At 69.2% G+C, this 21,317-nt stretch carries 21 protein-coding genes; 14 read left to right on the forward strand and 7 right to left on the reverse strand.

Translation table 11 applies throughout. The annotated features are described in order from the left end of the window. The first annotated feature begins 53 nt into the window (after positions 1 to 53). Positions 54 to 2,591, forward strand: coding sequence for a PKD domain-containing protein (locus VGK78_RS10180; RefSeq protein WP_331527510.1), 2,538 nt, complete (start codon positions 54 to 56; stop codon positions 2,589 to 2,591). 19 nt (positions 2,592 to 2,610) lie between these two features. Here the strand turns inward: VGK78_RS10180 and VGK78_RS10185 are convergent, their stop codons facing one another. Then, on the reverse strand, positions 2,611 to 3,384 hold the full coding sequence (locus VGK78_RS10185; RefSeq protein ID WP_331527511.1) for an exodeoxyribonuclease III: 774 nt from the start codon (positions 3,382 to 3,384) through the stop codon (positions 2,611 to 2,613). A 145-nt stretch (positions 3,385 to 3,529) separates the two neighbouring features. On the opposite strand from VGK78_RS10185, the gene VGK78_RS10190 reads away from it, so the two are divergent. From VGK78_RS10190 to VGK78_RS10220, 7 genes are all read left to right on the forward strand, one after another. Beyond that, a complete protein-coding gene (locus VGK78_RS10190; RefSeq protein WP_331527512.1) occupies positions 3,530 to 3,988 on the forward strand; it encodes a hypothetical protein in 459 nt (152 codons plus the stop codon). A 72-nt stretch (positions 3,989 to 4,060) separates the two neighbouring features. Then, the gene (locus tag VGK78_RS10195; RefSeq protein WP_331527513.1) at positions 4,061 to 4,504 is read left to right on the forward strand and encodes a hypothetical protein; all 444 of its coding nucleotides are present in this window, start codon (positions 4,061 to 4,063) and stop codon (positions 4,502 to 4,504) included. An 11-nt stretch (positions 4,505 to 4,515) separates the two neighbouring features. Then, the gene (gene ychF, locus VGK78_RS10200; RefSeq protein ID WP_331527514.1) at positions 4,516 to 5,592 is read left to right on the forward strand and encodes a redox-regulated ATPase YchF; all 1,077 of its coding nucleotides are present in this window, start codon (positions 4,516 to 4,518) and stop codon (positions 5,590 to 5,592) included. Positions 5,593 to 5,781: 189 nt separating this feature from the next. Beyond that, positions 5,782 to 6,615, forward strand: a complete 834-nt coding sequence (gene efeU, locus VGK78_RS10205; RefSeq protein WP_331527620.1) for an iron uptake transporter permease EfeU — start codon at positions 5,782 to 5,784, stop codon at positions 6,613 to 6,615. Next, entirely contained in the window at positions 6,561 to 7,385 is an 825-nt protein-coding gene (locus VGK78_RS10210) for a cupredoxin domain-containing protein (RefSeq protein WP_331527515.1), read from the forward strand. Before efeU ends, VGK78_RS10210 begins: the two co-directional genes overlap by 55 nt. A gap of 181 nt (positions 7,386 to 7,566) precedes the next feature. Continuing rightward, positions 7,567 to 8,124, forward strand: coding sequence for a TIGR03086 family metal-binding protein (locus tag VGK78_RS10215; protein WP_331527516.1), 558 nt, complete (start codon positions 7,567 to 7,569; stop codon positions 8,122 to 8,124). Positions 8,125 to 8,357: 233 nt separating this feature from the next. Then, positions 8,358 to 8,870 carry an ANTAR domain-containing protein gene (locus tag VGK78_RS10220; protein WP_331527517.1) on the forward strand — a complete coding sequence of 171 codons (513 nt, stop codon included), beginning with the start codon at positions 8,358 to 8,360 and terminating at the stop codon, positions 8,868 to 8,870. Positions 8,871 to 9,045: 175 nt separating this feature from the next. On the opposite strand, the gene VGK78_RS10225 is transcribed toward VGK78_RS10220, so the two are convergent. Continuing rightward, positions 9,046 to 10,101 carry a TauD/TfdA dioxygenase family protein gene (locus tag VGK78_RS10225; protein WP_331527518.1) on the reverse strand — a complete coding sequence of 352 codons (1,056 nt, stop codon included), beginning with the start codon at positions 10,099 to 10,101 and terminating at the stop codon, positions 9,046 to 9,048. Between VGK78_RS10225 and VGK78_RS10230 the strand changes: the two genes are divergently transcribed. Together VGK78_RS10230 and VGK78_RS10235 are read left to right on the forward strand one after the other, a co-directional pair. Continuing rightward, positions 10,048 to 10,920, forward strand: coding sequence for a LysR substrate-binding domain-containing protein (locus VGK78_RS10230; RefSeq protein WP_414690667.1), 873 nt, complete (start codon positions 10,048 to 10,050; stop codon positions 10,918 to 10,920). The genes VGK78_RS10225 and VGK78_RS10230 overlap by 54 nt on opposite strands. A 132-nt stretch (positions 10,921 to 11,052) precedes the next feature. Beyond that, positions 11,053 to 11,325 carry an SDR family oxidoreductase gene (locus VGK78_RS10235; protein WP_331527621.1) on the forward strand — a complete coding sequence of 91 codons (273 nt, stop codon included), beginning with the start codon at positions 11,053 to 11,055 and terminating at the stop codon, positions 11,323 to 11,325. Between the two features lie 39 nt (positions 11,326 to 11,364). Here the strand turns inward: VGK78_RS10235 and VGK78_RS10240 are convergent, their stop codons facing one another. Beyond that, complete coding sequence (locus VGK78_RS10240; RefSeq protein WP_331527520.1) at positions 11,365 to 12,024, reverse strand: response regulator transcription factor; 660 nt, start codon at positions 12,022 to 12,024, stop codon at positions 11,365 to 11,367. Beyond that, complete coding sequence (locus VGK78_RS10245) at positions 12,021 to 13,232, reverse strand: sensor histidine kinase (protein ID WP_331527521.1); 1,212 nt, start codon at positions 13,230 to 13,232, stop codon at positions 12,021 to 12,023. The genes VGK78_RS10240 and VGK78_RS10245 overlap by 4 nt, the downstream gene beginning before the upstream one ends. A 137-nt stretch (positions 13,233 to 13,369) precedes the next feature. Here VGK78_RS10245 and VGK78_RS10250 point away from each other — a divergent pair, with 137 nt between their 5' ends. After that, positions 13,370 to 14,017, forward strand: coding sequence for a hypothetical protein (locus tag VGK78_RS10250; protein ID WP_331527522.1), 648 nt, complete (start codon positions 13,370 to 13,372; stop codon positions 14,015 to 14,017). 321 nt (positions 14,018 to 14,338) lie between these two features. Here VGK78_RS10250 and VGK78_RS20350 read toward each other — a convergent pair whose 3' ends face one another. Continuing rightward, entirely contained in the window at positions 14,339 to 14,563 is a 225-nt protein-coding gene (locus VGK78_RS20350; protein ID WP_414690668.1) for a nucleotide disphospho-sugar-binding domain-containing protein, read from the reverse strand. A gap of 811 nt (positions 14,564 to 15,374) precedes the next feature. Between VGK78_RS20350 and VGK78_RS10255 the strand changes: the two genes are divergently transcribed. Further along, positions 15,375 to 16,727: a DEAD/DEAH box helicase gene (locus tag VGK78_RS10255; RefSeq protein ID WP_331527523.1), complete on the forward strand. Its 1,353-nt coding sequence runs from the start codon at positions 15,375 to 15,377 to the stop codon at positions 16,725 to 16,727. A gap of 651 nt (positions 16,728 to 17,378) precedes the next feature. Here the strand turns inward: VGK78_RS10255 and VGK78_RS10260 are convergent. Then, a complete protein-coding gene (locus VGK78_RS10260; protein WP_331527524.1) occupies positions 17,379 to 18,086 on the reverse strand; it encodes a hypothetical protein in 708 nt (235 codons plus the stop codon). 153 nt (positions 18,087 to 18,239) lie between these two features. Between VGK78_RS10260 and VGK78_RS10265 the strand changes: the two genes are divergently transcribed. Together VGK78_RS10265 and VGK78_RS10270 are read left to right on the forward strand one after the other, a co-directional pair. Continuing rightward, positions 18,240 to 19,409 (forward strand): sensor histidine kinase, encoded by a 1,170-nt coding sequence (locus tag VGK78_RS10265; RefSeq protein WP_331527525.1) that lies wholly within the window; start codon positions 18,240 to 18,242, stop codon positions 19,407 to 19,409. After that, on the forward strand, positions 19,406 to 20,059 hold the full coding sequence (locus VGK78_RS10270; RefSeq protein WP_331527526.1) for a response regulator transcription factor: 654 nt from the start codon (positions 19,406 to 19,408) through the stop codon (positions 20,057 to 20,059). Before VGK78_RS10265 ends, VGK78_RS10270 begins: the two co-directional genes overlap by 4 nt. 147 nt (positions 20,060 to 20,206) lie before the next feature. Here VGK78_RS10270 and VGK78_RS10275 read toward each other — a convergent pair whose 3' ends face one another. After that, the gene (locus tag VGK78_RS10275; RefSeq protein ID WP_331527527.1) at positions 20,207 to 21,271 is read right to left on the reverse strand and encodes an alpha/beta hydrolase; all 1,065 of its coding nucleotides are present in this window, start codon (positions 21,269 to 21,271) and stop codon (positions 20,207 to 20,209) included. Positions 21,272 to 21,317 lie beyond the last annotated feature (46 nt).

Raw genomic sequence — 21,317 nt, forward strand, 5'->3', positions numbered from 1 at the left:
GGCCGCGGAGTTCTGGGGTGGTGGATCAGCTGGGTCGCGTCCATCCTGGGAGCGTGGCCGAGGGGGTGTCCACGCTCCGGGGGGCAGGGGCCGTCATCACGTTGGTGGCCGGGGTCGCCGCCGTACAGATGGCGGGGCTCGGTCCTGCCCGCGCGGCCGACGCCGGCCTGTACGTCGACAGGACCATGTCCACCTGCTCCGACGGCGGCGCAGGCACCAGCACAGCGCCGTACTGCACCATCTCCGCCGCCGTCTCGCACCTCCAGCCCGGCGGGACGGTCTTCATCGGCAACGGCACGTACCTCGAGACCCTTGCGCCGCCGTCCGGCACTTCCTCGGCGCCGGTGACGATCGCCGCCTGGCCCGGCCGTCAGCCCACCGTGGGTACCGGAAAGACGAACGGCGTCCTCCTGTCCTCGCGCAGCTACGTCACCGTCTCCGGGTTGCGCATCGTCGGGACCACCGGGGCCGGGATCTCGGTGTCGGGCGGCAGTCACGTCTCGCTCATCGGCAACGAGGTGACCTCCGCCGGGCAGCCCGTGAAGGGGGAGATCGCGCAGGGCATCCGGCTCTCCGGCACGTCGGCGGGGCTGGTCAGCGGCAACTTCACCCACGACAACAGCGACCACGGCATCCTGCTCACCAGCGGCACCACCGGGATGACGGTCTCGGGCAACGTCTCCAGCGGCAACGCCGAGGGCTACCAGCGCAACGCGAACGGGATCGACGTGATCAGCCCCGGCAACACGATCATCGGCAACGTCACGCACGACAACGAGGACTCCGGGATCAACATCTACCCGGGAGGCAACAACAGCCTGGTCACGCTGAACGTGACCTACAACAACGGCGACCACGGCATCGACGACCTCAACGTCACGGGCGGTCGGCTGATCGGCAACACGGTGTTCCACAACTGCACCTCCGGGATCAACGTGGAGGGCACGTCGGGGAACTACACGGTGAAGAACAACATCGCCGTCGACAACGCGGTCTACCCGGCGTACCACGGGATCTCGTGCAGCCGCCGCGCCGGCAACATCGGCATCTGGGACTCCGCTCCGGCGACCACGACCGTCGACCACAACCTCGTCTACCTCTCCAAGCCCGGCACGATGTACGTGTTCAAGTCGTCGTACTCCTCGCTGGCGGCCATGCAGGCGGCCACCGGCCAGGAGAAGCACGGCGTGCAGGCCGACCCGAGGTTCACCAACGCCTCTGGCGGCGACTTCACCCTCCAGGCCGGGTCACTCGCGATCGACCGTGGCGACTCCGGCGTCTCGGGCGAGCAGGCGGTCGACGCGGCCGGGCTGCCACGCGTCGACGACCCCGCGACGCCGAACACCCAGGCCGAGGGCCCACGGCCGTACGACGACCTCGGAGCGTTCGAGTACCAGGGCGGCGGGTCGGCGCCGAGCGCACCGACGGCGGCGTTGTCGGTGTCGCCGTCGAGCGGGACGGTGCCGTTGCCGGTGACCGCGGATGCGAGCGGGTCGACGGATCCGCAGGGCCAGGCGTTGAGCTACACCTTCGACTTCGGGGACGGGACGACGGTGGGTCCGCAGTCGGGGGCGACGGCGTCGCACACCTATGCGGCGGCCGGAATCTACTCGGTCAAGGTGACGGTCACCGACACGTCGGGGCTGTCGGACACGGCGACGAAGTCGGTGACGGCGAGTGAGGCGGGTCCGAGTGCGCCGACGGCGGCGTTGTCGGTGTCGCCGTCGAGCGGGACGGTGCCGTTGCCGGTGACCGCTGATGCGAGCGGGTCCACGGATCCGCAGGGGCAGGCGCTCAGCTATGTGTTCGACTTCGGGGACGGGACCACGGTGGGTCCGCAGTCGGCGGCGACCGCGTCGCACACGTACGCGACGGCGGGGACCTACACGGTGAAGGTGACGGTCACCGACACCTCCGGGCTGTCCGACTCCGCGACGAAGTCGGTGACGGCCTCGGCGCAGAGCGGCACGGATCCGACGTACGTCGGGACCATCGCCAACAACTATTCGACCTCGACGCACACCTCGGCGTACGTCACCGTCTACAAGGCCGCCGGTGTGCAGGCGGGCGACCTGGTCGTGCTGACGCTGCAGCTGTCCGGCACCTCGGCGACCGGGGCCGTCTCGGGCACGGATCCGGCCGGGAACACCTACACGGCCGCCGCCGACGTGACCGACGGGAACGGCAACCGGCTCGTCGTGCTGTCCGGGGTCGCGGTGAACGCGCTGGCACCGAACGACCGGCTGACCGTGACCTTCCCCTCGGCGGCCACCTACCGGCTCACCGCCGACGAGTTCGCCGGCGTCTCCCGACCGGACCAGGCCTCCACCGCGTCCGGCAGCGCCGCGACCTTCTCCTCGGGAAGCGTCCAGGCCACGGTGGGACACGAGATCGCGTTCTCGGCCGTCACCCTGGCGAGCGGCTCGGCGAACCCGACGTGGTCGAGCGGGTGGAGCGTGATGGGGTCCTACTCGACCTCCGGTCGCTACCTCAGCAAGGCCTACCAGGTGGCGTCCGCCCCTGGCGGCTACACCGGCTCCGGCGGGGCCTCGGGTCCGTGGCTGGCTGCCGCGGTGACCTTCCGCTCCTGACCTGGGGCGCCAGTCCTGGCTAGTCGGCCAGGTCCACGACCACCGGGGCGTGGTCGGACGCGCCCTGCCCGGCGCGTTCCTCGCGGTCGACGAAGGCGCCGGTGACCCGCGCGGCGAGTGCCGGGGTGGCCAGCACGAAGTCGATCTTCAGCCCCCGGTCGCGCTCGAAGCGCTGCCGGTAGTAGTCCCAGTAGGTGTAGCCCGGCGCGTACCGCCGCGTCACCTCGGCGTACCCGTCGTCGAGAAAGGCCTGGAACGCCGCGCGCTCGGCCGGCGTGACGTGGGTGGAGTTCTTGAACTGGGTGACGTCGAAGACGTCGTCGTCGGTGGGACAGATGTTCCAGTCGCCGACCAGGGCTGTCTGGGTGTCGGCCAGCCAGGACTTGGCGGCGTCGCGCAGGCGCGCCAGCCAGTCCAGCTTGTAGACGTAGTGGGGGTCGTCGGGCTTGCGGCCGTTGGGCACGTACAGCGACCAGATGCGTACGCCGCCGCAGGTCACGCCGATCGCCCGCGACTCCGAGGCGAGGGGCTCACCCCAGCCCGGCATCCCGTCGAAGCCGACGGTCACGTCGTCGAGACCGACCCGGCTGATGATGCCGACACCGTTCCACTGGTTGATGCCGGCCGCCGCGACGTCGTACCCCGCCGCCTGGAGGCCCATCAGCGGCAGCTGGTCCTCGCGGGCCTTGATCTCCTGCACCGCGAGCACGTCGATGTCGTGGCGGAGCAGGAAGGCCTCGACACGGTCGATGCGGGAGCGGAGGGAGTTGACGTTCCAGGTCGCGATCCGCACCCGCGCCAGCCTAGAGGCGCCGCCCGACGACCAAGGGGCGAGGTCGGCCGATGGTCCTAGGACCACCGTCCGATGGCGACTCCGACCGGGACTCGGTGACCGTTGAGCACGACCCAGACGGAGCACCATCCCCGAGGAGCACACCATGAAGCGCATCACCATCCTGGTCGCCGCCGGAGCACTCGTCGCCACCCCCGCGCTCGGAGCATGGGCGGCCTTCGCGGCGACCGACGACGGCCCGGCACACGACGCCGGGCAGGTCCGCGTCGTGGACCACCGGAGCCACGAGGCCGAGCCCGGTGACGACCACGGCGGGAACCACCGCCATGTCCGGGACGACGACCGGGTCGGCCATCATCGCCACGGCGCGGACGACGCCGCGAGCCACGCGCGGCACAGCGCTGAGCCGGAGCCCGGCGAGGACCACGGTGGTCGGGGCGAGGTCGAGCCGGGCGACGACCACGGTGATCGCGCCGAGGTCGAGCCGGGCGACGACCACGGCGGGGACGGCGGCCGCGACGACGGCCACTCGGGGCGTGACGACGACGGCGGACACCACAGTGGTGGTGACGACGGCGGCGACGACGGCTCCGGCCACCACTGACCCCCGGCGCGACGCCCGACCCGGATCCTCCGGGGTCGGGCGTCGACGCGTGTGACCTGCTTGGATCGGCGCATGCGGCGCACCGTGATCGTGATGCTGGTGATCGCGATCGCGTTGGATGCGGCGTACTGGTCCATCTGGTTCACCCAGCGCGACTGGATAGCCAGCGAGCACACGCAGGCGTACGACGACTTCGAGAACGCCTTCCCGCTGGCCGACCTCTGGCTCGGGCTGGCGTGTCTGCTGGCGCTGGTCATGCTCGTACGCCGGCACCCGACCGCCCTGATGTGGCTGCTGGCCACTGGCGCGGCGGGGCTCTACCTCGGCTGCATGGACCTGCTCTACGACCTCGAGCACGGCATCTTCGGCAAGGGCGGGGGCGGTGCGTTCGAGGCGGTGATCGTCGCCGTCACGTGGATCTTCTCGGTCACCGTGACCCGGTACGCGTGGACCCGCCGCGTGCAGCTGCTGGCCGGCGTACCGGAGGATTCGGAGGGACCCGCGGCTGCTCCGTAGACTCGCGGCCCGTGGCTCTCACCATCGGCATCGTCGGACTCCCCAACGCCGGCAAGTCCACGCTCTTCAACGCGCTGACCAAGAACGACGTCCTCGCGGCGAACTACCCGTTCGCCACGATCGAGCCCAACGTCGGCGTCGTCGGCGTGCCGGACGCGCGGCTGAAGCCGCTCGGTGAGCTGATGGAGTCGGCCCGGCTGGTGCCGGCCACGGTCGAGTTCGTCGACATCGCCGGCATCGTCCGTGGCGCCTCCGAGGGTGAGGGCCTGGGCAACAAGTTCCTCTCCCACATCCGCGAGTCCGCCGCGATCTGCCAGGTGACCCGCGTGTTCCGAGACGACGACGTCACCCATGTCGAGGGCGAGGTCAACCCCGAGTCCGACCTGACCACGATCCAGACCGAGCTGATCCTGGCCGACCTGCAGACACTGGAGAAGGCGATCCCGCGGCTGGAGAAGGAGGCGCGAGGCAAGAAGGAGCTCGGCGCGGTCGTGGACGCGGCCCGCGCCGCGCAGGAGGCGCTCGAGGGTGGTACGCCGCTCATCGCCACCCAGGTCGACGTACCCCTGCTGCGCGAGCTCTCGCTGCTGACCGCCAAGCCGTTCATCTACGTCTTCAACTGCGACGCCGACGAGCTCGCCGACGACGACCTGAAGAAGCGGATGCAGGACCTGGTCTCGCCGTCCGAGGCGATCTTCCTGGACGCGAAGTTCGAGGCCGAGCTCGTGGAGCTCGACTCCGACGAGGAGGCCCACGAGATGCTCGCCGAGCTCGGCATCAGCGAGTCCGGCCTCGACCAGCTCGCCCGCGTCGGCTTCGACACCCTCGGCCTCCAGACCTACCTGACGGCCGGTCCCAAGGAGACCCGCGCCTGGACCATCCGCAAAGGCGCCACCGCCCCCGAGGCCGCGGGTGTCATCCACACCGACTTCCAACGCGGCTTCATCAAGGCCGAGATCGTCTCCTACGACGACCTGATGGCGGCCGGCTCACTCCTCAAGGCCCGCGAGGCCGGCCGGGTCCGAATGGAGGGCAAGGACTATGTCATGCAGGACGGTGATGTGGTCGAGTTCCGCTTCAACGTGTGAGCGCGGACCTGCGGCGATGAGTCGGCGTCCCAGTTCGCATCGCTGAGCCCACCACGCAGGTGACGCCGTGCCTGCAACCGGCCTGGGTGGAGATCCCGAGCGACGAAGCGGGTAGGGGTCGCCCTCAGTTGGTCAAGCGGCTACTCATGTGTAAGGGTAGCCTCACCTAACTGAGATCTGAGGGTGAAGATGCTTGCGAACTTCTTGATCGGACTGCGCGAGGGGCTCGAGGCCGCTCTGGTCGTCTCGATCCTGATCGCCTATCTGGTGAAGACAGGTCGCGCCGACCGCATCCGCGATGTCTGGCTGGGCATCGTCGCGGCGATCGCCCTCAGTGTCGGCTTCGGCGCGATCCTGACCTTCACCAGCTCGGAGATGTCCTTCGAGGCGCAGGAGGCCTTCGGTGGACTGATGTCGATCATCGCGGTCGGACTGGTCACGTGGATGATCTTCTGGATGCGGCGCACCGCCCGGTTCCTCAAGCGCGAGCTCGAGGGCAAGATGGCCGCCGCGCTCGAGCTGGGCCCGCTGGCGTTGATGACCATCGCCTTCGTCTCCGTGGCCCGCGAAGGCATCGAGACGTCCTTGTTCATCTGGTCGACCACCCAGGCAACCACCGGCACCCAGCCGTTCCTGGGGGCCGTTCTGGGCCTGTCCACCGCCGCGGTGCTGGGCTATCTGCTCTACCGCAGCGCGGTCCAGATCAACCTGGCGAGGTTCTTCAAGTACACCGGCATCGGCCTGGTGGTGGTCGCGGCCGGCGTCCTCGCCTACGGCCTGCATGACCTGCAAGAGGCCGGCTGGCTGCCGGGGCTGGGCAGCACCGTCTTCGACGTGAGCGAGCAGGTGCCGCTCTCCTCCTGGTACGGCACCCTGCTCAAGGGCGCGTTCAACTGGAACCCCGCGCCCACCCACATCGAGCTCACCGCCTGGGCGGCCTACCTGGTCACGGCGATGACTGCCTTCCTGTGGCCGGCCCGAACGGTCGCTTCGAGGCCGGCCGCATCCTCCCTCCGCGCCTGATTCCCGAGCACAAGCACGATCCACTGGAAAGGTCTGTCCAGATGACGATTCACCTCCCGCGTGCCCTCCCGGTCCGCGCCTCTGCGGCCTTGGCGGCCGTCGCGTTGGCCGGCAGCCTTGCCGCCTGTGGCAACGTCGGCAGCGCGTCTGCCGCCACCCACCAGGTCAAGGCCGGTGATGACAGCTGTCGGGTCGACGACACCTCACTGGAGGCCGGCAGGCACGCGTTCGATATCGAGAACGTCGGCTCCGACGTCACCGAGGTCTACGTCTACGCCAAGGACGGCAACGACTTCTCCAAGATCATGGGAGAGCGGGAGAACATCGGCCCCGGCACCAGTCAGACCCTCGAGGTCGACCTTGCTGCCGGTGACTACCAGGTGGCTTGCAAGCCCGGCATGACCGGCGACGGCATCCGCACGGCGCTCTCGGTGAGCGGTACTGGCGGCTCCACGGCGACGACCGGGGAGAGCTATGACCGCGAGCTGGAGTTCGAAGTCGCGAAGGACGGCGCCGTGACGCAGCCCGCCGAGCTGACCGCCGTGCGCGGGGAGAAGATCGAGTTCAAGCTCGAGAACAAGTCCGAGGCGGAGTACTACCTCGAGGTGCTCGCTCCGGACGGCTCCGAACTGGGCGAAAGCGAGGCGCATGGCGGCGGCAAGGCCGAGTTCGTGGCCGAACTCGCCGACGGCGGCGAGCATCAGGTCAAGGTCTTCGCCGACGGGCAGGAGAACCAGGCTCGCTCGTTCACGCTGAGAGTCACCCAGTAGCGGCGGATGGACAGACCCGCGGCTTTGCCTGACGTCACCACGCACGTCCTCGGCCTGAGAAGGCCGACGAAGGAGCTGGCGGCCGCGATCCCTACCGCCGCCTTGCAGCGCAGTTTCACGTGATCGCCAGAGCCAGTCAGTGACGCCGAACGCGGCCGATGTGTTGGCGTAGCGTTCACCCGTGGACGTGATCGCGTACGACGAACGCGCAGGACTCCGTCTCGCCGAGCTGATCGCCGGGATCCCCGAGGACGCCTGGGAGTCCGGTACCCCATGCGAGGGATGGAGCGTCCGCGACCTCGTCACCCACGTCGTCGCCGGCAACGTGAAGTACCGAGGGATCGCCGGCGGCGCCGACTTCGAGCCGGGTGCACCCGAGGTCTCCATCGGGGCCGACCCGGCGGCGACGTACATGGAGACCCTGCAGGACATGCTCGCGGCCTGGCGCGTGCCCGGCGCCCTGGACCGCGAGATCGGACTGCCTCGTGGGCGGGGGCGCGCGGAGGTCGCCGCCTGGATCCACCTCGCCGAGACCCTCGGCCACGGCTGGGACCTCGCGACGGCCACCGGTCAAACCACCGGCTTCGACGACGAGGCGGTTGGGGCCTGCCTGGCCGATTGCCGCGGCCGGATCCCTCCCGAGCGGCCCCCGATGATCCCGTTCCGCAATGCCGTCTACGTCGAGGCCGCTCCACTGATCGACCAGCTCGCGGCCTACCTCGGCCGCTCGCCGGCCTGAGCGGGAGGGACAGACAGCGCCCGCCGGAGTGGGAACTGGCCCCTCTCGGGGGTCGATCGCCGCCGGAGGGGTCGCGCCGGCTCCTGGCGGAGTGACGCTACTCGGGCGGCCCGCTGGGCCGTTTGGCTCGACCCAACGGGCCTAGCCGAACCAGCATCGCGCGCCGCCGAGCTCGGCTACCGAGCCCGTACCCAGACATCCGCCTGCCACCGGAATCGCGCCATAATCGCCGCATGGACGAGGTACGCCCCGACGGTGCCGAGCTTTGGCAGCTGATCGAGACCTTGACCGACCAGGTCAAGAGCGGTCAAGCCGACATCGCAGCATTGGTCACCCGCGCCGACAGGTCGGACGCTCGTGCTGACGCCTCGGAAGTCCGTGCCGACCTGGCAGAAGCCCGTGCGGAGATAGCAGAGGCTCGTGCCGACCAAGCCGACATCCGGGCCGACATCGGCGAGATCCGCATGGACAAGATCGAGGCGGCGGAACTCGTGGACCGCGAGATGATCGCTGAGCTCCAAGCAGATGGTGAGCTCAGCCGAGAGCACGCCAGAGAGATGGAGCAGGCCCTGCGGTCCTCCCGCGTCATCGGTGCCGCCATAGGTGTGCTCATGGTCAGCCGGGATCTGAATGAGGACCAGGCGTTCGCGGTCCTGGCCAAGGCGAGCCAGGACTCCAATCGAAAACTGCGAGACGTCGCGCAGCTGCTTGTTCGGGGGACCCCGGGAGCGGTGCAGTTCCGATAGCCGCGTCGGCAGCGGCGGCTTTCGGGGCGGGGCTCGACCTGCGCCAGGCCAGGTTCCCGGGCGAACACGCCGGGTGTGGTGAAGGCCGCCCCATCCGGCGCCTCGGGGGGAGGGCGCGCGGATGGGGCGGGGCTGTGAGGTCCTCCGCCCAGCGCGGACATCCGTCCCTGACGGGTCACACAGCCGAGGCAGTTGGCGTGCGCTTGTCGGTTGTGACCGCGACGCGGTGCATGACGCGTCGGTGCGGGAGGTAGTCCGCGACCGCGTAGTGCTGGGTCCCGCGGTTGTCCCAGATGACGACCGTGTCTGCCTCCCATTTGACTCGCACATGGAAGTCGGGCCGGTTGATGAGATCGAACAGGTAGGTCAGGAGCCTGGCGCTCGCCGGTGCCGACAGACCGATGACGAACCGCGTGAACGACTCGCTGACGTTGACGTAGGGTCGTCCGGTCACGGGATGGCGCGCGATGACCGGGTGCACGGCTGCTCCGGTCTGCGCGAGTGCTTCCTCGAGCCCCTTGTGACCTGACTGCCGGTAGGCGCCGGTTCGAAATGCTCCCATGTCGTGGACGGCCTCGAGTTGTTCGAGGTCGCGCCGCAGCCCCGGATCAAGGGCATCGTGTACCGCGAACATGCTGGCCCACAGTGTGTCGCCACCGACGGCGGGAACCTCGACCGCCTTGAGGATCGATGCGAAGGGTGGCGGGTTGCGGTAGGTCATGTCGGCGTGCCACTCGGCGGCGTCCGGCTTCTGGTCACCTCCCCAGGTGAGTACGACGACGTCGTCGTAGTCGGGGTGTGTGGCATAGGAATGGTGCCGGGCACCGAGGGTGCCCAGCGCCTGTCCGAGCTGCACCATCCGGCCCGGATCGAGGCGGGCGCGCGGAAAGACCAGCACGGAGTGCTCGATGAGGGCGGCATGGATCAGGTCGGCCGCTTCGTCGGAGATCCCGCCGGCTTCGTTCGGCAGTCGTGCGGTCGCCCCGAGGGCGGGAGTGAGACGTGTGCAGGGGAGTTCCATCAAGGCGGAGGCTAGGGGCCGCGCATGCGGGTCGGACAGACGCTGGTTGGCTAGGGTTGCCCAACCACAGGTTGGGGTGACGGACAGATCGGAGGCCGGGTGCGCTCGCTGGTCCGCAGAGTCGGGCAACTGCAGCGACTGGTTGCTTTCGAGGCGGTGGGTCGGCTCGGCAGCTTCGCGGCCGCAGCAGCCGAGCTCGGCATGTCTCAACCTGCGGTTTCCAAGCAGATGAAGGCCCTGGAAGCCTCGTTGAAGACCGCGCTATTCCTCAGGGGTACCAACCGCTCGGAGCTGACCCGCGAGGGGGCCCTGTTGCACCAGAGCGTGAGTGAAGCGTTCGAACTCCTGGAGGGTAGGTTGTCCCGACTGCGGGGGCATCGTGACCATCTGCGAGTCGCCGTCCAACCGTCGGTCGCCGAGAGTTGGTTCGTGCCACACCTGAGCGAGATGCGGCGTGAGGTCGCACCTACGGACGTACAGCTCAGCATCTTCGACCACGAGCGTGAGCTCGCCGACCTCGACCACGACGTGAGCGTGCGCTTCGCAGAAGGTGCCCCTCCGGGAATGTGTTCAGAACAGCTGGTCACCGAGGCCGTCGTCCCGGTCGCCTCTCCGGACCTGGCCGGCCGGCTGGGTCTCACGCCGAACTCGCCGGCCGACGCGTTGCTCACCGCGCCCCTGCTGCACGTCGACCAGACCGGACGGAGCTGGCAGGACTGGGCATCATGGTTCGCCGGGAACGGCCTGACCTACGCCAGCCCTCCCGGCACGGTGATCTACCCGACCTACGGCAGCGCCGTCCCACTCGCGATCAGCGGCAACGGCGTCCTGCTGAGCTGGCGCACGCTCATGGGAGACCATCTGCGGCGTGGACTGCTGCTCGAAGTGGGCCCCCTGGTCACAACGCCCGGCAGAGGCTACCTCCTCCAGTGGCCACCGGCGCTCACCCGCGACCCCGGACTCCAGCGCTTCCGAGGCTGGCTGCGGGGAACGATCTCCGGCCACGAGTCGGACGGCCCACGACGCTGAGGAAACGGTCAGAGCAAAACAGACCATCCGGTGCCGTGCACTCGGGGGGCCTTCCCGCGATGATGGCGCGGCGAAGCGGTCGGATCATCAACCTCTCGTCGGGAGCAGCGACCTACCTCGTCGGCCTGCACCATCACGTCCGCCTACATGGCGAGCAAGGCGGCCGTCATCCGATTCACCGAAGCGCTCGCCGGCGAGTGCTTCGACGTCGGCGTACGCGTGTTCCCGATGTCCCCCGGCATGCTGAAGACAGACATGACCGCGGAGGTGTTCGCCGATCGCTGGGACGAGGAAGGCGCCTGGACTCCGATGAACGCAATTTCCGGGCCGCCATCGACGACTGGTGATCCATCGCCACCGGAGCCGATGAGGTGCTCGCACTCGACACCCACGCCTTGCGACTGAGGGATCTCCCTTGAAAAGCCGTGGACGACGCGCTGACTCTCACGACGGAGAGTTGTCGACGCCGGGTCGTACCAGGCCGTGCTCGTAGGCGAACACGACGGCCTGGACGCGGTCTCGTAGGTGCAGTTTGGACAACACCCCGGCCACGTGGGACTTCACCGTGGAGGGTTCGACGACCAGCCGCTCGGCGATCTCGGCGTTGGTGAGCCCGCCGGCGAGCATGAGCAGGACCGCGTGCTCGCGAGCCGTCAGCTGGGCCAGGGACGGTGGTGCCGGAGTCAGCCTCACGACCTGTTCGAGCAGGCGTCGGGTGCTGGTGGGTGCCAGGAGGGCGTCTCCGTCGTGGATGGTCCGGACGGCGGCAATGAGCTGGGGCGGCGGCGCGGTCTTGAGCAGGAAGCCCGAGGCGCCCGCACGGAAGGCATCGATCACGTAGTCATCGAGATCGAATGTGGTCAGCATGATGACGCGGGTCTGTGAGAGTTGGCTGGTCACGGCACGGGTCGCCGCAATCCCGTCCTGGAGGGGCATCCGGATGTCCATCAAGACCACGTCCGGCTGCAGTCCCAGGGCCAGCGCCACCGCTTCCTCGCCGTCGGCGGCCTCCCCCACGACCTCCACGTCGGGCTCGCCCGCGAGGATCAGCCCGAAGCCGGCGCGGACGAGCGCCTGATCGTCGGCCAGCAGGACGCGGATCATCTCGGTGCCCAGGGTGGTGCGAGCGGAAGGCTGGCACGCACCGCGAAGCCGCTGGGCTCCGGGCCTGCCACGATGTTGCCTCCGAACATCGCGGCTCGCTCACGCATCCCGACGAGCCCGAGTCCCGAGACGTACGTGGGCCTCTCGCCGTCCTCGACCGTGGTTCCACCTCTGTCGCGGATCTCCAGGTCGAGCGCCTCGGAGCCGAAGCGGATGGTGACCTGTGCCTGGGTGGGCCCTGCATGCTTGAGGGAGTTGGTCAGGCTTTCCTGGACGATGCGGTACGCGGACAGCTCCATCGCAGGGGACAGCGTGCGAGGCTCGCCTTCGACGCGCAGCTCGACCGTCAGCCCTGAGGCCCGCACGCCGTCGAGCAGCTTGTCGAGATCCGCCAGACCCGGCTGGGGTCCGAGCGCCATGGGGCTGTCCTCCTGTCGGAGCACACCCAGCAATGTCCGCATCTCTTCCACCGTCTGCCGACCGGTCGAGGCGATCGCCTCGAGCGCCTCATGCACCTCCGGCCGTCCGTTGGTCAGCACCCGGTCTGCCGCACCTGCTTGCACGACCATCATCGAGACGTTGTGGGCAACGACGTCGTGCAGCTCCCGGGCGATCCGGGCACGCTCGATCGCGATCGCCGCCTCGAGCTGCAGCTCCCGCTGCCGCGACAGCTCCTCGTGGGCCCTGGCCAGCTCGTCGTTCCTCAACCTCGACGACCTGGCGTTCCGGCCGACCACCCAGGTCGCCGCCAGCCACAGCACCGACGGCACCAAATTGCCCAGCTGGGATCCGGTGGACGCCCAGGTGGCGGCCGACAGGCCGACGAACATGAGGAAGAGAACCGGCGGCGCGAACCGCGCTGCACGCCCCTCGGCCCGGCTGCCCAACGAGTACGCCGCGAGTGTGAGCGAGACGAAGGGCTGAAAGGCCGACTGGTGGGGCGCAGCCGCGTACACGCAACCGGCGGTCGCGACCACGACCACAGCGGCCGCCTCCACCGGAACGCGTGAACGCCATCCGACCGGCACCGTTGAGGCCAGCGCCAGTGCGAACGCCACCGGAGTCACAGATCCCCAGGACTCGTCGCCGTGAACGATGGCAACCATCGACGAGCCCGCCAAGACCGCGGCCACCACGAGGTCGACCACAGGTGGCCAACGGCCGACGGCAGCGCTGGTGACCCGTCTCCACCGGGTGCTCGACGCCATGGACGGGAATGTAGCTCCGGATCGCGCCCCGGCGCCTCCGTCCGCCGGGGGATCCAACCTTCCTTCCCGGTGGGGAGACAGGTTCGCCCCAGCGACCGAAGACCCGCCCCATGGGTGCCGCTTACGTTCGGCGCGTCATGTCCACCAGCACGGAGGTTCCGATGACCAACACCCTTCTTGACCGCGCCGGCGCCATCAGTGGCGTGGTCTTCACGATCGGCCTGTTCCTCGCCGCCGGCGACGGCAGCCACGCCTACGACCCCGCACGAGCAGCCGCCGGCATGTGGTCGATCGCCCTGGCCGTGCCGTTCGTCGCCTACGTCTCCTCGGTCCTCGACCGAGGCGACCGCAACGACGCTTGGCTGACACGCGTTGCGGTCACCTCGGGAACAGCGGGCATCGTGGTGAAGATGATCAGCGAAGTTCCCGAGCTCGGCGCTCACCGCGCCGGCGTCGGCGACACGGGCCAGATGCATGAGGTGCTCGACGCGATGAGCGGTGGCGCGACCGTGATCTGTCTCGCGTCGCTGGCGATCTTCTGCACGGCCGTGGCGGTCAGTGCCCTGCGCACCTCGTCACTTCCACGGTGGCTCGGCATCGGTGCTGCGGTGACCGCGATCTGTCTCGCCGTCAACAGCGTGTTCCTCAGCGCCGACTTCGTCCCCGCGTTCCTGCTCTTCATGCTCTGGTGCCTGTGCACCGGCGTCCACCTGCTGTGGGCGACCCGTCGGAACCGCGTCGGCGCCGCACACCACACGGCCGCCCCAGCACACTCCCCGAACTGAGGAGCACCCCATCTGGACTCCCCACGCCTTGTGGGACAGGTCATCGCGGACGCCGGGCGGCGGCGACATCTCTGAGGTCGTCGTCCGGCTCCACGACTTCCGGAACGACAGTGCTGGTTCGACGGCCCTGGGTCACCACCGCCACGCGGCCGTCCTGGTCGGACAGGTCCCGGGCGGTCCACGTGGCGTCGCCTCTCATCAGGTCGCCTCCAAGGCAGTGGAGTCGCCGAGGGACACGAGGTCCGCGGCGAGCTCAGCGGTGTCCGGCAACCCTGGTCTTCGCGGGCGATGGCCGCGGAGCGTGCGGCGAGCGGGGTTCGTTCAGGACGGACGTGATCGCCGATGCGAGATCGTTGGGGTCGCGCGAGGGGGCAGAGCTGCCGCTCCGGCCGTAGCAAGGAGCTGCGCGTCTCGGAACTGGTCGCCGCCGAGCGGCAGCACCACAGCCGGTGTTCCGCAGCCGAGCGCCGTCCGCGACGTTCCTGCCCCACCGTGGTGGACCACGAGATCACAGGTCTGAATGGCTGCTGCGCAAGACAGCGGCATGAGCCGGAGTATTTTCCGCTATGCGCGGGGATGGGAGCTTGTGGCGCTGCACAAGGAGCGCAACAGCTGGATGTCCAGTCGCATCTGCGGCGGAGTTGGCCACCCACGAAGGCGCAGCGCCGCGCTGTAGTTCTCCAGGGCTTCCAGGGCAGCCCGCCGCATCGGGAGCAGCGTTTGGGCCGTGGCACCCCGCCCCGCTTGCTCCTCGACCTGTGCCGCCCGACTGCGATGCACTTCCAGCAGCAGCATCCGTAGGTTCTGACCCGCAGCGGATGGACCTGCATCAGGTGTTCGGTCTGCCGGTCCTGATCCTGGATCGCCCACGGCAACCGCCTCCCCAGCCCCCTACTCGGCGAGAGCCCAACTGGCGCTGCGGAAGGGGCGACCTCCTTGGGACCCTACCCCGCCTGACTCGTAGCGGCAGCGGCGTGCGGCCAAAGGCCCTACTCGAAGATGCCCGGCCCACCGCTCCTCGGCCGAGGGCGCCCTTCTCGCCCGCGCCGACAGCCGGCGAAAAGACGGTCTGCTCCATGAGAGGCGCCTCCTCGTGGGCGACGGTTGAGATGCCCGCCCATGCGGCAGAACCCGAGCGACGCCCCCGGGCCGCGGCGCGAGGTTGCGGCAATGCCGGTTCGGACGGGGTCCTCGGCTAGGCTGTTCGCATCAGCCCGTCGAGCTCTCGCCGCGTGCTGTCCGCACGTCGTAGCAGTCGAGCTGCTCCGTGCGAAGCCGACCGAAACCTTCGGATCCGGCTGTCGGTGAGAGAACCCACACGGATGGCTTTTCCTTGACAACCTTTGATTCCCTCGGCGTGCCTGCGCGCCTGTCCGCTGTTCTGCATCAGCTGGGCATCCACACCCCCACTCCCATCCAAGCCGCGACTCTGCCTGACTCGCTGGCCGGTCGCGACGTACTCGGCCGCGGTCGCACCGGCTCCGGGAAGACCTACGCGTTTCTGTTGCCTCTGGTCGCTCGCCTGGCCAAGGGACCACGCCCGCGAGGGGGTGCACCGCGTGCCCTGGTCCTGGCTCCCACTCGTGAGCTGGTCGGCCAGATAGACCAGGCGCTGGCTCCCCTTGCTCGTACGGCGGGTCTGACGACGCGCACGGTGTTCGGGGGCGTCGGCCAGCAGCCTCAGGTCAACGCGCTGCGCCGCGGTGTGGACATCGTCCTCGCGTGCCCGGGTCGCCTGGAGGATCTGATCGGTCAAGGGCACTGCACCTTGGACGACGTTGTCGTCACCGTGCTCGACGAGGCCGACCACATGGCCGACCTCGGTTTCCTGCCCGCGGTACGCCGGCTCCTGGGCCGCACACCGAGGCGGAGCCAGCGACTGCTGTTCTCGGCCACCTTGGACCGACAGGTCGACGCGCTCGTGAAGGAGTTCCTTCACGAGCCGGTGACCCACGAGGCCGACCCGGCGCAGGCGCCGGTCAGCACCATGTCCCACCACGTGTTGCACGTCGACCGCGAGCACCGACTCTCGGTTCTGGTCGACCTGGCCAGCGCCCCGGGGCGCACGGTGGTGTTCACGCGCACCAAGCACGGGGCCAAAGCGCTCGCGCGTCAGCTCAACCGCAGCGGTGTGGCCGCCGTGGAGCTGCACGGCAACCTCGGTCAAGGGGCTCGCACCCGCAACCTGGCGGCCTTCCACTCAGGCCGGGCAGCGGCCCTCGTGGCCACCGACATCGCCGCGCGCGGCATTCACGTCGACGACGTCGCGCTGGTCGTGCACGCCGATCCACCGGCCGAGCACAAGGCCTACCTGCACCGCTCAGGAAGGACGGCGCGAGCGGGCAACGCAGGCACGGTCGTCACCCTGATGACCTCTGACCAGGTGCGCGACGTACGCGCGCTGGTCCGAGCTGCCGGCATCAAGCCCACCACCACCCGCATCGACGGCGCTCATCACCCGGTCCTGGCCGAGCTGGCCCCCGGCGACCGCCACCTCACCGTCGGCATCGACCAGGCCGCAATCGGCCCCGAGTCCAGCTCCAGGTCCAGGTCAGCCAAGAGCCGTGGTACCGGTGCCGGCCGCGGCAGACGCAACACGGCCCAGCGCCGCTCGTCGCCACAACGGCGGACGCCGGCCGAGACGGTCGACCCAGCCCGGGCGCGGGGTCGACGTCGCCGGCGCCGGACGTCGGCCCCCCGCGCAGCCTGACCCACCGCCGGGCGGCCTTCACGTCGTCACGACTCTCCAGGCTCCCGCTCAGGTTTACGGCGTTCTCTTCAGCATCTTGGCAACGGGGCGCTGGTGGGGGCTCGAGCAACGCCTTAGACCCGCGAGATCGCCGGCACACACGCATGCCTGCTGATCGCCGCTGCCTTGGGGAGTGCAAGTCTGGTGGCGACCGCGTGCGCTCGACGTATGCATCGTCGGCGCAGGCATGCTCGTCCTCGGCGGCGGTTCGACGATCTACCACGTCACGGCGGTCACCCTCCGCCAAGAACGAACCCCCGATCAGTTGGTAGGTCGTGTCACAAGCCTGTCCAACATCCTCGGAACCGGCAGCCTCCCCCTCGCATCCCTCCTGGCGCCACAGACCTGCGGATCCCGAAGGCGAAAGCCGCCTGGACCCTTGGCAGGAGCCCTCCCGCCGCAATGCCCATAGCGTTTGGCTGCCGCCGACAGCCGGCGAAGTGACGCGTGGAGGCCCGGGGTGGGCCTGCCGGGATGTCGCAGCCTTGTGCATCGGCGTAGGGGCCGTTCCGGGGTTCGGCGGCGCACCCTCCTGCAACGGCCGCGGGTGGGACAGGCCTGGCGCCGCCTGGTCGCTCCCTCCGGACGGCGCCGCGTGCTCGGACTGCCCGATCAGACCGCTGCCGTGTCATACGTCGGGCTTTGGGAGCTTGCTGAGCCGGCGCGAGGCCGAGCCCGCCACAGCACCACACCGGTCCACACCATCCAGATCCACAAGAGGATGGCGCCGGCCCCGAGCCCCTGCGCCACCCCGGAGAACCTCGGCGCGACGAATGCCAGGCCCAACAGGGTGAAGAGGGTGCCCGCGGCCAGCGCCAGCACGGGGAGAACCCGGTTGAAGGCGCCGGACTTCCACATCACCCAGCCTGCACAGAGCATGGCGACGCCCAGCGGCCCGTAGATCGTCTCGTTCAGCTGGTACGACACCGCGTCGAGCACGCGGACGTCGGCGGCGGACCCGCCGTTGGCCAGCGACCAGGCTCCGCCCGCGGCCACGGCGTACACGACGATCTCGACCGCCACGCTGACCGCCATGGCGATCACGGCGACATCCAGCAGGGGACGCAACCGCCTGACGTCCGGCAGTGCCGCACGAAGGCCGACCATGACCAGGATCCGCCCGACCTCCACGACGCAGAACCAACCGGCGGACCATCCGATCGCGTCCGCGTGCCCGGCGTACGCCGAGGTGACGGCGTGCGCACTGGCGGTCGCACCGACCGGAATGCTCACGCCGGCAGCGATGATCGCCACCCACTCGAGCAGGTAGAGCAGGGCACCGGCGAGCACGAGCCGGTTACCGGCGACTGGTGTTGACATGAGACCTCCTGGTCGTTGTCGGGTGCCCCGAGATTGCAGGTCCAGGACGGGTCGACACATCGTGCCGGTCGGCGGTCGACCTCAACCCGCAAGACGACTCGGGTCATCCCCGGAGCGGAGGCGCCGCAGGTGCGCCGGATCTAGCATCGGACGGTGACCAGTCGGCTTGGCCTGCCTCCGGGCCGGGCGCTGCTCCTCGATGCAGGGCTCGTGTCGGTCTTCGTCGCGCTGCTCCTCAACAAGGAGTTCCTCGGCATCGGCACGCCGACGGACATCGTCGGCAAGACATGGTGGACGTTCCCGTTGTTCCTCCTCGGTGATCTTGCGCTGCTCGTGCGTCGCCGGCGACCGGAGGTGGCAGCCATCGGGTTCTACGCGACGTACGCGTTGCACGCGCTGGTCACCTCGGCAGGCGTCGAGGGAGCCTTCGAGCTGTTCCCAGCACTCACCGCCCTCTACTCACTCGGGGCGTACGCCGAGCGGCAGCGCCTCGCGATCGGCGTCCTCGGCGTCGTGGGCCTCAGTGCGCTTCATGACACGCGCGACCCGGCTCTCAGCCTCTCCGACGACACCGAGGTCTGGTCGTACCTGATGTGGACCTGCGTGCTGCTCCTCTTCCTGGTCGGCGGCGTGCTTGTGCGCACCGCCCGTCAGGGCAGGGAGCAACGCGGGGCCGCGGAGGAGGCCGAGAGAGCTCGTGCCGAGGCGGTCGCGTCCGAGCGCGCGAAGATCGCCCGCGAGCTCCACGACGTCGTGACCCACAACGTGAACGTGGTCGTCATGCAGGCCATGGCCGCGAGCGGCGTTCTCGAGTCCGATCCTTCGCGCGTGCGTGCTCCTCTGGAGGCGATCGAGAGCAGCGGTCGGGAGGCTCTCGCCGAGATGCGACGCATGCTCGGTGTCCTGCGGGAGGAGGACGAGCTGCTGCTGGCGCCCCAACCCGGGGTCTCCGACATCACCCGTCTCGCCGAGACGCTGCAGCATGCGGGCCAGCCGGTCTCCTGCCACATCGACGAATCTGTCGTCGACCTCCCCGATGGCATGGGAATGGTGCTGTTCCGGATCGCACAAGAGGCGCTCACGAATGCGATGAAGCACGCGCGCGGAGCAGCGCTGAGCATCGTCGTACGACGTACCAGCACCACCGTCGAGCTCGAGGGGCTCAACGGGGCCGGCACCCCGGAGGACGAGCCCACTGGCGCACGCCACGGTCTGATCGGCATGCGCGAGCGCGCGGCCCTGTTCGGGGGCCGTGTCGACGCCCGACCCACCGGCGACGGCGGGTTCCACGTGGTCGCGACCCTTCCGCTGGCACCGGCATGACGACGGTGGCGATCGCGGACGACCAGGCGCTCGTCCGCGACGGCCTCAGACTGATCCTCGACGTCGAGGACGGCATCGAGGTCATCGGTGAAGCACGTGATGGGAAGGAGGCCGTGTCCCTCGTCCGCGATGCCAAACCCGACGTGGTGCTGATGGACGTCCGGATGCCCGAGCTCGACGGGCTCGCCGCCACTCGCGAGATCGCGGCCTCCCGGGTGCCGACCCGTGTGCTGATGCTCACGACCTACGACGAGGACCGCCATCTGTACGACGCCATCCGCGCCGGCGCGAGCGGCTTCCTGCTCAAGGACTCACGTCGCGAGCAGCTCGTCGACGCGATCCGCACCGTCGCCGCCGGGGAGGCCGTCTTGCATCCGGACCTCACCCGACGGCTGCTGGACCGGTTCGGTCGAGGACCCGCTCCCCAGGGTGTGCCCGAACGCCTTCAGTCCCTCACCGAGCGTGAGCGGGAGGTGCTCGCCCTCGTAGCGCGCGGACACACGAATGCGGAGATCGCTGAGTCGCTGTTCCTCTCCGAGGCGACCGTGAAGACCCATCTCGCACACCTCACCCAGAAGCTGCAGCTGCGCGACCGCGTTCACGCGGTCGTCACCGCCTACGAGTGCGGACTCGTCCGCCCGGGCGAGTGACTCGGCGTTCCGCGCGTCCGAGGCACCCGGCGAGTAGCGGAGTGACGCCGCCGCTGTCGCGGCGAAGGGACGCGGATGGGAGTGCGCGCGGACTCCCGGCGGAATGGCGCGGGTCCGTTTGGTAGAGCGATGCGGTCTTCGACCGTGCTATCTGTGGCTTTGGAGTCGGCTGGGCAGCTGGTGGGTCAGCCTGTCGGCGAGCCAGCGCAGTGAGTCCGGGTAGCGCGACTCGATGGTCCAGTGGTTCGCCTCGGTCAGGTCGTAGGTGATGACGTCGTCGGCGATGCCCAGGTTCTGCAGGCCATCGATGAACGCTTGCGCTCCCAGGTCGAGGTGGAAGTCGTCGTTCTTGCCGGCACCGACCCAGATGGCATGCATCGAGGTCATCGCCTTGGCGAAGTCTGGTGCTTGAAGCATCCGTACGGGGTCCCACGCCAACCAGCGCGTCCACACGGCGTCGTTGAGTCTCCCGGTGGTCGGGTCGAAGGGGAGGTGGACGGTTCCGTCCGGGTCTGTCGAGAAGCACGCCGAGATCCCGAGGTAGAGGAGCAGGAGCTGGTCCGATGGCTTGCTGAAGGGGTCACGGGACTTGAAGTCTTCCCAGAACGCCCAGATGTTGGCGTCGTACTCGCGCAGTGCGCGCACCGCGTTCCCGATCTCGCTGAGGTAGTTGGTCTCGTACAACGCGTCACCGGCGTGGGAGGCGAAAGCCCCGAACAGGTCCGGCCTCAGCATCGGGGTGATCATCGCGCCGAAACCACCGCTTGACTTGCCGGCCACCGCTCGATGGTCACGATCGGCGAGCGTGCGGAAGTGCTGATCCACGAAGGGGACGACTTCGTCGCATAGGTAGGAGTGGTAGCGACCAGTCCCCGGGGAGTCAACGAATTGGCTGCCGCCGAATCCGGTCCAGGCGTCGACATGGACCAGCAACACCGGCGGCACCGCCGGGTCGGCGAGTACCTGATCGGCAAGCTCGAAGAACGGCTGCCTGAACGGCGACCTGTTGCGCCACATGCCCCCGTGACCCATGAAGCCCTGCAGCCAGTAGACGACGGGATAGCGGACGTCCTCGTCCTGGTCGTAGGACGGCGGGAGTTGGACCAAGAGCGGACGTTGCCACGGGTCTCCCAGCGGGTTGTCCCGCAGCAGGTCGCTGTCGATCGTCAGCTCCACCGTCCGACCCGAGAGCTCGCTAGACCAAGGAAGCATGGACTGCACGCTACGTCACCACTCGCCACCCCAGACCGACGGCGAC

The organism is Nocardioides sp., assembly GCF_036503465.1.
In the GTDB taxonomy this organism is placed as follows: domain Bacteria; phylum Actinomycetota; class Actinomycetes; order Propionibacteriales; family Nocardioidaceae; genus Nocardioides.